The sequence below is a fragment of the Thermococcus sp. 9N3 genome (assembly GCF_012027685.1).
GTDB lineage: Archaea > Methanobacteriota_B > Thermococci > Thermococcales > Thermococcaceae > Thermococcus > Thermococcus nautili.
In genome coordinates this window covers 201,589-212,324 of the sequence record NZ_SNUV01000001.1, presented here as the reverse complement: position 1 = coordinate 212,324, position 10,736 = coordinate 201,589, and the positions used below count along the sequence as shown (strand labels likewise).

The following is a 10,736-nucleotide window of genomic DNA, read 5'->3' as shown; positions in this document are numbered from 1 at the left end:
TGCCAATGGAAGAAACACCCCTAGAATAACGAATTTAGAGGCAGACCCACCCGAAACTTAGCTTTTTAGAAGGAGCTACAAACTTTGATGAAACTTCTCACAGAAAAGTTTCTGGTGCGGGGGCGGGGATTTGAACCCCGGAACCCCTGCGGGACGGGACCCTCAATCCCGCGCCTTTGACCAGGCTCGGCAACCCCCGCGTTGCCAGATATAAGGGCGTTGGGGCCTTTATAAATTTTACGGTTTCTGGAGGGGCAACCTCTCGAACTCCCTCATCAGCATGTTCATCTGCCGGTCATCGAGGGTCTTTGAGTCAACTATTACCACCATTCCAGCGTTCCTCGTGAGAAGGTTGTCCTTCAGGTTCATGAGGAACTTCATAACGGGCTCAAAACCGTTGTTCAGGATTAAGTACTCAAGTCCGTCCACGATTATGAAAGTGTTCCCATCGGCACTTGAGAGCACTTTGTGAAGGAGAGGGGCAAGTTCCGTGGGTCTTACGGCATTTTCAGCCGGAACGTTGCTAATCTAGATATAAGGAATACCATGCTCCTCGTACGGTTTTGGATGTCTCGTGATTGCAAGTAGCTGTCTTCCCTGAAGAAGAGGGAGTATCATAGAAGGCGCCACGAGCCCGGTTATGTATGCCCCGGGTTTTAAAAAGCTCGGTCCTTTGGTCACAACCTTTGGTTTCACTGCCCTGATTTGCTTTCTCATTTGAAACGCCGTCACGACAATTATTGTCATACCAACGGCAACCAAGATATCATCAAGAACCTTTGTGAGCTCCGTCTTGTATAGGTCATTAAAAACGTTCTCAAGATAGCCGAGCCAGAAGATAAATATTCCCAGAAAAACTCCCTTCAAGGTTCTCCTATCGACGTAGCCCGCCAGAACATCACGGAGCGAGTACGCTAACACAACGGCAGATGTAAGGGTAGCGAAGGCAACAATCTCGGCGAGAAGCTTTATAGTCTGAAATTCCCCAGCCAATTCCAGTGCCCCCATAATACTTGGGCCCCGAACCTAATAACAGTTGCGAACAGACAGGACCGAAAAATTTATAAATACACTTCCCCTCTATGGTTTCGGGTCGTGGGCCGGTAGCTTAGCCTGGTTAGAGCGGCGGACTCTTAATCCGCAGGTCGGGGGTTCGAATCCCCCCCGGCCCGCCAAAACGCGTTTCTCCTCGGCGCGTTCTGAGAAGGAGCGCGTTTGAGACTTCAGCGTTAAGGAGACTTGAAAAATGAGTTTTAAGGAGCTTGGCTTATCTAAGGCCTCCGTTGAGGCCGTTGAGAGAAGGGGTTTCTCAGAACCCACAGACGTTCAGAGGGAAGTTGTACCGCTCATTCTCGACGGAAAGAGCGACGTCGTTGGTCAATCAAAAACCGGAAGCGGCAAAACTGCGGCCTTTGGTCTCCCAATCCTCGACCTTGTTGATGAGAGCAGAAAGGAAGTCCAGGCGCTTATTCTAACGCCAACGAGGGAGCTGGCAATACAGGTAAGCGAGGAGCTTCGCTCACTCCGCGGGAAGCGGAAGATAGACATTTACGCTGTCTACGGAGGCCAGCCCATAGGGCCCCAGATAAGGGCCCTTGAGAGGGCTCAAATCGTCGTTGGAACGCCCGGCAGGGTGCTCGACCACATAAGGCGCGGAACGCTCAGGCTTGACTCGCTCCGCTTCTTCGTCCTCGACGAGGCAGACAGAATGCTTGACATGGGCTTTCAGGAGGACATTGAGGCCATCTTCCGGGCCACTCCAAGGGAAAAACGCGTGATGATGTTCTCGGCGACGATGCCGATGGACGTTCTGTTGCTCGCCAAGAAGTACATGAAGAACCCCGAAGTCGTCATCGTGAGCAGGGACGAGCTGGTTCCCGGCGAGGTCGAGCAGGAGTTTATAGAGGCCGTCCCGGCGAGGCGCTATGGAATCCTCAAGAAAATCCTGAGCGAGGACTTCTACGGCATAATCTTCTGCCAGACGAAGGTGGAAACTCGGGAACTGGCGGAGAGGCTCAGGAAGGACGGGTTTAGGGCCGAGGCCCTCAACGGGGACATGAGCCAGCCCTCAAGGGAGAGAACCTTCGGAAGGTTCAAGCGCGGGAAGACAGAGATTCTTGTGGCGACGGACGTTGCCGCGAGGGGACTTGACGTCCCGGAGATAAGCCACGTTGTCAACTACTCAATCCCCATGAACGCGGAGCAGTACATCCACAGGATTGGCAGAACAGGTAGAATGGGGAAGAAAGGGAAGGCCATAACCTTCATCGCGCCCGGTGAACTCAGGAGGCTCAGGTACATAGCGAGGCAGGCGGGAGTTGACGTCAGGAAGTCGGAGCTGAGCGAGGAACTCCCAAAGGAGTACAGGGAAATGGTTCGGCGCGACGAGCTTGAGAACGAATACAGGCACAGGTGGGGCAAGAAGAGGCCGAGGCAGAGGAGAAGGCGCTACTGAGTCCACTTGGTCTCTGTTCTTTTATCTTCTCCGCTTATTAACTCCACTCCATTGAGAATGTTGAATCAGAAAACGTGCTTTTCTGTGTTTGGTATTTGCTCAGTAAATCATCACACGAGAACAGCCCCAATGAGGGGAGATGACAAAAGGAGTTTGGCGCTGGATGTGATAAAAAATTAAGTATAAACACAGAGCTTTTAGATATTAGGACGTTAGAATGTTATGGTTACCTTCAGAAGCCAAAAGTAAAGGATACATGACAACATAAAGAGATAAATTTATTAGTATGTAATGGATATCACAATATAGTTTGGAGGGGTTAACAGTGACAAGTAAAATAAAGGTCTATGTCCCTCGAATAGGGATAGACAATGAAATCATCGAGGATAAAGCATTAGAATTACTAAAAGAAAATAAATTCCTTCTAATTACAGGTCCAGAGGGTTCAGGAAAAACCATGACATCGGAATTTATTGGATGGAAATTGTCAAAAGAGAATATTGTATTTCGCATTATTCCTGTTTATGACATGAGCCCGGGCTTTCACGTTAAGATATCACAGATATTCGAAGGATATCTTGTTGATATTCTTGTTTCTAGTAACACTCTAGGTCTGGAAGCACGACTTTTTGAGGTATTTTTGAGCATGGCAAAATTATCCAAAATAAACTTTGAAAAACTTGAGAAAAACAACAAGTTTATTAACACGATTAGAGGTATATTCGCATCACTTAAGGAAGACAAACTGGATGCTCTAAAAGAAGCTCTTATTTCTTTTTCTTCTTTTCTCCCAGGTTTTAACTTTATAAAAAGCAGAGTAGATAGGAAAGCTCTAATCACACTCGCAGAGTCTATAAGAGATATTATTAGTGATCCAACAAGTTCAGGACTAATAAGTGGAACACTTCTTATTAATGCTAGTGGCCTTTCGGCCATTTCCACAGCGCTAACATTAATCTTGGTAATGACAAATCTTCTGGAACTTAGAGAGATTAAAGAAGTAGAGGGGGATATCGGCAAGAGCCTAATGAAAAAATTCAAAGAGTTACTATCCCATGAAATTAAAGAAAGAGATAGGGGTATAGTAGTTATATTTGATGACATTGCAGACGCCAAGTATGGAATGGGGAAGTCTTACGATGCTTTCCTTGACTTTGCTAAGATTGCATACGATGCTGGTCTCTCAGTTCTTATAGTTCATAGACTTTCTATTGAAAATGAACTAGACAAATTTTCAAAGGGTGAATCGCCTATAACTATTTTAGCAGGTAGAGAAGATTATTTTCCTCAAAGTTGGATCTACGTACCTTATCCTGATTCTGAGGAGTTCTATAAAATAATAAAGTATAATTGGGACTCTATTCTCCCCGAAAGAATGAACAGAAATCTTAAAGGGACTTTAACAGATAATGATCTTGAAGAACTGTTTTTAAAGACTGGAGGGAATATCAAACTTGCCCTTGAGTTAATGAAGCTTGTTGATATTAAAGAGCTTTCAGGTATTTCTAGACATGACACTCCATGGAAGAGGCGGATCAAACTTTATGCTCTTATATTTAGAAAGATTGAAACTGAATATAAAAATAACCAAGATCATAGGTTTCCTTTCCTTTTTGGAATACTATCATTAGATGAAGTGGAAAAATTCAATAAAATATTGAATATCCCCTATGATATCTTGGATGTTGAAGAGACTTGCGATTATGGATGGGGTATTAGGAGATACATGGTGGAAAATGGTATAAATGAGTCTTTCGTCGTTTGTAATTTAAATCCTGAGAATATATGGCTTAGAAGGATACTTGCGATATTAGAAGAAACCGGAGAAGAGTCAACAAAAAAAAGATTAGCAAAATATAGGCAAATTATCCTAAATGTACTAACAGAAAAGATTAAAGATAGGGGTATTTTCTCTGAAAGAATGTTGCTTGTTGCTATCTTTAATATTGAACGGCTTAATGTTTTAGGGAAACTCAACAATGATGATTTGTTATATTGGATGACAATACTACTTAACACTCTATATTTAGAACCTCAATATAATCTCTATAGGAAAGCTATTAATGTTGCACTGAGTAGAAAAGATCTATTGTCTCTCAGTTTTATGGATGCATTAGTTGGGTACCTGAGAAGAAAATATCCAGATGAGAAATTGTTAGATGTCATATTATCCTACTTGGAGCAATATTATTCTAAAAACTTAAAGAGTCCCGTTGAAAAGGCATTTTATATTAGACTAAAAGCAGAGATTTTATTCATTATTTACTCGAACAGAACCGTCCTTAAAAAGAAAAAATTCTTAAAACTGGGGCACACTTTGAGGTTACAGAGAGAATATGAAAAATTAGAGAAACTTGCTAAAAACCTACCCGCTCCATACAACAGGTTTATCCTTCAAAGAGTTCTTTTCTGGAAAGCTGAAATACTAAGAAATGAAGGTGAAAAAGAAAAGGCTCTAGAAACTATCACAAAGGCAGAGAATTTACTTGAAGAAAGTTTGGAGAACATAGAATGGATTCCTAAAGAATTTATCTCAGTGTATACAAAAAATACGAAAGAGAGCTATAAGATGACTATTTTAACTGAGTTAGAAAGCACACTATCCAAGAAAGCTTTTATTTTGACCGAACTTGGAAAGTTGAATGAAGCAGAAAAAATCGCTGAAAGAACTATTGAGATATCTGAACATGAAAGATTAAGCTATAGTACACTACTATCTGCCAAAGAGAGGTTACTATGGATTAAGGTTCTTAAAAATGGACCTTCAAGAGAAATTGTCGAAGAAATCTCAGAACTTTTGAAAACAACTAAAGAGTTGTTGTCTATTTCGTCTGAATTAAAAGCAAGACTGTGTGTAGAATATATATTACTTTCACTAATTTCATCTCGTCCTTTAGAGTGGGATACTATGACCACTATCTGTATTCTACTACAATTATTCTGGAATATGGGCACTTCAGAGTGTCCTATAACTATTCATGAATGCTCTAAAAATCTTAGAGATCCTATACGAGCCCTTGTGGCGGGGACTTTCTTATTAGTTCTTATAAAAGAAAATAAACTAAAATTGCTGAAAAATGAATTTATAGACATAAACGTGTTAATTAAGATACTTTTTATGATATTAAAAAGTAGCACTGAAATATTAGTCTCTTTGAATAGTATTCTAGGCTTATATTCTTTAGCGATAGTACGGTTAGTAGATTGGATATTGAAGAACATTCCAAAAAGAGAAAACGCTCAAGGTGTTATTTTAGAGATATTAACAGAATTTATTGAAAATGGAAAAGAAGTTGCTAAGACAGATTTTGAACGTCAACTTCTGAAGGATATAGAAGAAAACATGAAAGATAACCCCGAGGGATTTATGATGTCCCTTATAAAACTAGTCTACTATCTCATACCAAAAGCTGTTGCAACAACTATTAAGCTCCCAACAATTAGGTACGCAATTCAATTTGGTTCCTAGATATCATCAAATATAACCACAAAGCATACTCAAGAATTGGGTTAAGAGAATATTAAAAGACATTAATGAGAATGTTGTTGTATGAGGAGATAAAAGCAAAGGAAATCAAGTAGATATAACCAAGATAAGAGAGCGTCAAGATAAGATAAATTGAAAGTTGGATCTGAACTGTTCAATATGTATGTTAAAAGCCCGAGAATTAAGAAAGATCAGACTGCAAAACCCTTAAAATGCCGTTACATAGGCACGGAGAGCTCTTGAATTTTTAAATTCGAAAAATTCTCCATTAGATTCGGCAGATAAAAGTTTCATGTCTCCATAATTGACTAACTTTGACTTGAATTCTTCTCAAGTAACACAAAATTAGTGATTAAGATAATAATAACATGAGCAGAGAGTCGAAGGGTTGGAAATGGAAAAACATGTATTCTATTCTTAGAATGTCGAAAAATGGACAGACCTTATAGAAAAGGAAGTGTACCTAGAAAGAACATTACTTGGAAGTAGACAGCGCCATTCATATCCGATAGAAGGAGTTTGGCGCCGGGGCAGGGATTTGAACCCTGGCGGGCAAACGCCCACGGACTCTCCAGGCCCGCGCCTTCCCAGGCTAGGCTACCCCGGCGCATAAAGGAAATCAGGAGATGAGCTCAATCTCGATGGTGACATCCTCGGGAACGCGGATGCGCATAATCTGGCGCATGGCCCTCTCGTCGGCCTCAATGTCAACGAGCCTCTTGTGAACGCGAAGCTCCCAGCGGTCGAAGGTTGCTGAGCCCTCTCCATCCGGGCTCTTCCTGGTGGTAATCCTTATCCTCTTGGTCGGGAGCGGGATTGGACCGCTCATCCTAACGCCGGTCCTCTCGGCAATCTGCCTAATCTGGTCGGTGACTTCGTTGAGGGCCTTAATGTTGGTGCTCGCAAGCTTAATCCTCGCCTTCTGCATTTCCGTCCCTCCTAAAGTTTAGGAAGTAAAGGAAAGGTCAGAGAAGGCCTTCACTCGGCCTTCTGGATGGAGATAACCATACCGGCGGCAACGGTCTGGCCCATGTCACGGATGGCGAACCTGCCGAGCTGCGGTATCTCCTTGACCGGCTCGATGACCATGGCCTTGGTCGGCCTGAGGATGACGATGGCGGAGTCACCGGTCTTGATGAACTGCGGGTTCTCCTCGAGGACGTTACCGGTCCTCGGGTCGAGCTTGGCGAGGAGCTGCTCGAACCTGACGGCGACCTGGGTGGTGTGGGCGTGGAGGACCGGGGTGTATCCGACGGTGATGGCGGTCGGGTGGTTGAGGACGATTATCTGGGCCTTGAAGGTGTCCTTCGGCCTGACGACGGTCGGCGGGTTGTTGGTGTGTCCGGCAACGTCACCGCGCTTTATGTCGTTCTTACCAACGCCACGGACGTTGAATCCGATGTTGTCACCCGGGTAAGCCTCCTGGAGAGGCTCGTGGTGCATCTCGATGGACTTAACCTCACCCTGGATGGGCTTGTGGAAGATGGTGCTGGCCGGCTCGAAGATGACGACGTCGCCAACGCGGAGGATACCGGTCTCGACACGGCCGACCGGGACGGTACCGACACCCTTGATGGAGTAGACGTCCTGAATCGGAATGCGGAGCGGCTTGTCGGTCGGCTTCGGCGGCTCGGGTATCTGGTCAAGGGCCTCGATGAGGGTCGGGCCGTTGTACCAGGGCATCTTGTCGCTCTTCTTGACGACGTTGTCACCGTTCCAAGCGCTAATCGGGATGACCGGGAAGTCCTTGTAGCCGAGCATCTTGAGGAGCTTCTCGACCTGGGCCTTGACCTTCTCGAAGGCCTTCTGGTCGTAGTTGACCATGTCCATCTTGTTGATGGCGACTATGATGTGGCCGATACCGAGGGTCCTGGCAAGGAAGGCGTGCTCCTTGGTCTGGGGCATGACACCGTCGGTGGCGGCGACGATGAGAACGGCGGCGTCAGCCTGGCTGGCACCGGTAATCATGTTCTTAACGAAGTCCCTGTGACCGGGAGCGTCGATGATGGTGATGTACCTGTGCGGGGTCTCGAACTTGGTGTGGGCGACGTCAATGGTGATACCCCTCTCGCGCTCCTCCTTGAGCCTGTCCATGACCCAAGCGAACTTGAAGGACTTACCCTTCTCACCCATCTCCTCGAACTTCTTGATAATCTGCTCCGGAATGTTCGCGGTGTCAAAGAGCAGCCTACCGATGGTGGTGCTCTTTCCGTGGTCGACGTGGCCTATAAAGACGATGTTAACGTGCGGCTTCTCCTTCGGCATTTTCAAACACCTCCAGTTTTTGGTCTAGTCTCGTTGACTAGGACGGCTTTTTAAATCTTTCGAACCTCGGTCCCCTCGGGCGGGGAACCCGCCGTTTACGGGGGGACCTCATGAGTTCCGACCCTAACTTGCGGGGCGAGTTTAAAAAGTTAACTAATCGCTATTGAACGCGTATCTGTCAAAATTGGGCCCCCCATTCTCGGAGCGACGGGATTGGACTGAAGAAAAGACCGGAATGTGAACCAAAGTCAAAATTCAAGAAAGGTGAAGAAACGAGAAGCCGGGACGGCTTCACTGCTGCGGGCAGACGTCCTTCTCGGTCGGCGGGTTCGGGTCGAGGCCCTTCCTCTGGCGTATCTGCCTGATGATGTTGACTGCCAGCTCGTTCGGGACGCGCTTGAATCCGGCGTGCTCGGTGCTCCAGAGGGCCCTTCCGCTGGTCGCTCCACGGATGGCTCCGGCGAATCCGAACATCTCGGCAACCGGGGCCTCGGCAATGATAATCATGACCTCTCCTTCCTGCCTCATGTCGATGAGCTGACCGCGCCTCTGGTTGATTTCCCTGCTGACGGCACCCATGTACTCGTAGGGAACGTTGATGATGACCTTCTGGTACGGCTCGTAGAGGACCGGACCGGCCTTCATCATGGCGCAGTGGATGGCAGTCCTAATGGCCGGGTAAATCTGGGCCGGACCGCGGTGGACGTTGTCCTCGTGTATCTTGGCATCGTGGAGCCTGACGATGACCTTCATAACCGGCTCCTTGGCGAGCGGTCCCTCGTCCATCGCCATGTGGAATCCGTCAACCAGGAGGTCCATGACCTCGTTGAGGTACTGGATACCCTTGGTGTTGTCGAAGAACATGTTGCCGTTGTAGACGTCGACGATGCCCTTGGCCATCTCGTAGTCCATGCCGAGCTCGGCGAGCTTCTTGGCGACCGCCTTCGGGTCCTTTGGCCTGCCCTCTGGGATAATGCCCTCCTTGATGGCCTGGTAAATCTCGTCCGGCATCGGCTCGACTGTGATGTAGAACCTGTTGTGCTTGTTCGGGGACTTTCCTTCGACGATTGGGCTCTTCTTGGTGACGCTCTCGCGGTAGACAACTATCGGCGGGCTGACGTCAACGTCAATCTTCCAGTCTTCCTTGAGCTTGACGAGCTTGACCTCGAGGTGGAGCTCACCCATACCGCTGAGGAGGTGCTGGCCGGTTTCCTCGTCAATCTTGACGTGGAGCGTCGGGTCCTCCTTGGCGAGCTGTCTAAGAGCCTCGATGAGCCTCGGGAGGTCCTTGACGTTCTTGGCCTCGATGGCGACGGTAACGACCGGCTCGCTGACGTAGTGGAGGGCTTCAAACGGCTCAATCGGCTCCTCGGCGACGGTCTCACCGGCCATGGCGTCCCTCAGACCGGTAACGGCGACGATGTTTCCAGCAGGAACGGCCTCCATGTTAATCCTCTCGGGACCCATGTAGATACCGACCTGCTGGATTCTGGCCTTCCTCTTGCTGTTGATGAGGTAAACTTCCTTACCGCTCTTGACGGTACCGCTCCAGACACGGCCGGTAGCAACCTCACCGGCGTGCTTGTCGATGATTATCTTGGTGACGACCATGACCATCTTGCCCTTCGGGTCACACTTGAGCATGGCCTGGCCGACCTCGCTGTTTATGTCGCCCTGCCAGAGGTGCGGAATCCTGTACTTCTGGGCCTCGAGCGGGTTCGGGAGGTGCCTGACGACCATATCGAGGACGACGACGTGGAGCGGGGCCTTCTGCCTGAGGGTCTTGAGGTCACCGGCGTTGGTGAGCTCGACGATGTCCTTGAAGGAAACGCCGGTCTTCTTCATGTACGGAACGCTGAGGGCCCAGTTGTAGTAAGCGCTTCCGAAGGCGACGCTTCCATCTTCGACCTTGACCATCCACTGGCTCTTGAACTCCTCGGGGGCGTAGCGCTTGATGAGCCTGTTGACGTCGGTGATTATCTTGGCGAAGCGGTTGAGTATTTCGTTCGGGCCGAGCTTGAGCTCCTTGATGAGACGGTCAACCTTGTTGATGAAGAGAACCGGCTTGACGTACTCGCGAAGGGCCTGCCTGAGAACGGTCTCGGTCTGGGGCATGACACCCTCAACGGCGTCAACGACGATGATGGCACCGTCTATGGCACGCATGGCCCTGGTAACGTCACCACCGAAGTCAACGTGACCCGGGGTGTCGATGAGGTTGATGAGGTAGTCCTGACCCTCGTAGGTGTGAACCATCGAGACGTTGGCCGCGTTGATGGTGATACCCCTCGCCTGCTCCTGCTCGTCGAAGTCAAGGACGAGCTGCTTTCCGGCGAGCTCCTCGCTAATCATTCCGGCACCGGCGAGCAGGTTATCGCTCAGCGTGGTCTTACCGTGGTCAATGTGAGCGGCGATACCCATGTTCCTGATTCTCTCAGGCTGGGTCATGAGCTCCTTAATCTTCGCAATCATCTCTTCCCTTCTTCCCATAACGCACCACCTTTGGATGAGCTTGTCGGCTTAACTTAA

7 protein-coding genes and 3 tRNA genes are annotated in these 10,736 nt (G+C 47.9%); 3 read left to right on the top strand and 7 right to left on the bottom strand.

The window, feature by feature from the left end; genetic code table 11:
• Positions 1–112: 112 nt before the first annotated feature.
• The 3 genes from E3E30_RS01170 to E3E30_RS01160 form a co-directional block, all read right to left on the bottom strand.
• Positions 113–200, bottom strand: a tRNA-Leu gene (locus E3E30_RS01170).
• 37 nt (positions 201–237) lie between these two features.
• Positions 238–528 (bottom strand): DUF835 domain-containing protein, encoded by a 291-nt coding sequence (locus E3E30_RS01165; RefSeq protein WP_167728847.1) that lies wholly within the window; start codon positions 526–528, stop codon positions 238–240.
• Positions 529–1,008, bottom strand: coding sequence for a hypothetical protein (locus E3E30_RS01160; RefSeq protein ID WP_167728163.1), 480 nt, complete (start codon positions 1,006–1,008; stop codon positions 529–531).
• An 89-nt stretch (positions 1,009–1,097) separates the two neighbouring features.
• Between E3E30_RS01160 and E3E30_RS01155 the strand changes: the two genes are divergently transcribed.
• From E3E30_RS01155 to E3E30_RS01145, 3 genes are all read left to right on the top strand, one after another.
• A tRNA-Lys gene (locus E3E30_RS01155) sits at positions 1,098–1,175 on the top strand.
• Positions 1,176–1,246: 71 nt separating this feature from the next.
• Positions 1,247–2,455 (top strand): DEAD/DEAH box helicase, encoded by a 1,209-nt coding sequence (locus tag E3E30_RS01150; protein ID WP_167728162.1) that lies wholly within the window; start codon positions 1,247–1,249, stop codon positions 2,453–2,455.
• 325 nt (positions 2,456–2,780) lie between these two features.
• On the top strand, positions 2,781–5,924 hold the full coding sequence (locus E3E30_RS01145; RefSeq protein ID WP_167728161.1) for a hypothetical protein: 3,144 nt from the start codon (positions 2,781–2,783) through the stop codon (positions 5,922–5,924).
• Between the two features lie 538 nt (positions 5,925–6,462).
• On the opposite strand, the gene E3E30_RS01140 is transcribed toward E3E30_RS01145, so the two are convergent.
• From E3E30_RS01140 to E3E30_RS01125, 4 genes are all read right to left on the bottom strand, one after another.
• Positions 6,463–6,549 (bottom strand) — tRNA-Ser (locus E3E30_RS01140).
• Between the two features lie 12 nt (positions 6,550–6,561).
• Positions 6,562–6,870: a 30S ribosomal protein S10 gene (gene rpsJ / locus E3E30_RS01135; RefSeq protein ID WP_042690543.1), complete on the bottom strand. Its 309-nt coding sequence runs from the start codon at positions 6,868–6,870 to the stop codon at positions 6,562–6,564.
• A 50-nt stretch (positions 6,871–6,920) separates the two neighbouring features.
• Positions 6,921–8,207, bottom strand: coding sequence for a translation elongation factor EF-1 subunit alpha (gene tuf, locus E3E30_RS01130; protein WP_167728160.1), 1,287 nt, complete (start codon positions 8,205–8,207; stop codon positions 6,921–6,923).
• A 291-nt stretch (positions 8,208–8,498) separates the two neighbouring features.
• The gene (locus tag E3E30_RS01125) at positions 8,499–10,697 is read right to left on the bottom strand and encodes an elongation factor EF-2 (protein WP_042690548.1); all 2,199 of its coding nucleotides are present in this window, start codon (positions 10,695–10,697) and stop codon (positions 8,499–8,501) included.
• Between the last annotated feature and the right edge of the window lie 39 nt (positions 10,698–10,736).

Excerpts from the sequence above, each read along its gene's own strand:
- E3E30_RS01125 (WP_042690548.1), bottom strand. The coding sequence starts at position 10,697 with ATGGGAAGAAGGGAAGAGATGATTGCGAAGATTAAGGAGCTCATGACC.
- rpsJ (WP_042690543.1), bottom strand. The coding sequence starts at position 6,870 with ATGCAGAAGGCGAGGATTAAGCTTGCGAGCACCAACATTAAGGCCCTC.
- tuf (WP_167728160.1), bottom strand. The coding sequence starts at position 8,207 with ATGCCGAAGGAGAAGCCGCACGTTAACATCGTCTTTATAGGCCACGTC.
- E3E30_RS01150 (WP_167728162.1), top strand. The coding sequence starts at position 1,247 with ATGAGTTTTAAGGAGCTTGGCTTATCTAAGGCCTCCGTTGAGGCCGTT.
- E3E30_RS01160 (WP_167728163.1), bottom strand. The coding sequence starts at position 1,008 with ATGGGGGCACTGGAATTGGCTGGGGAATTTCAGACTATAAAGCTTCTC.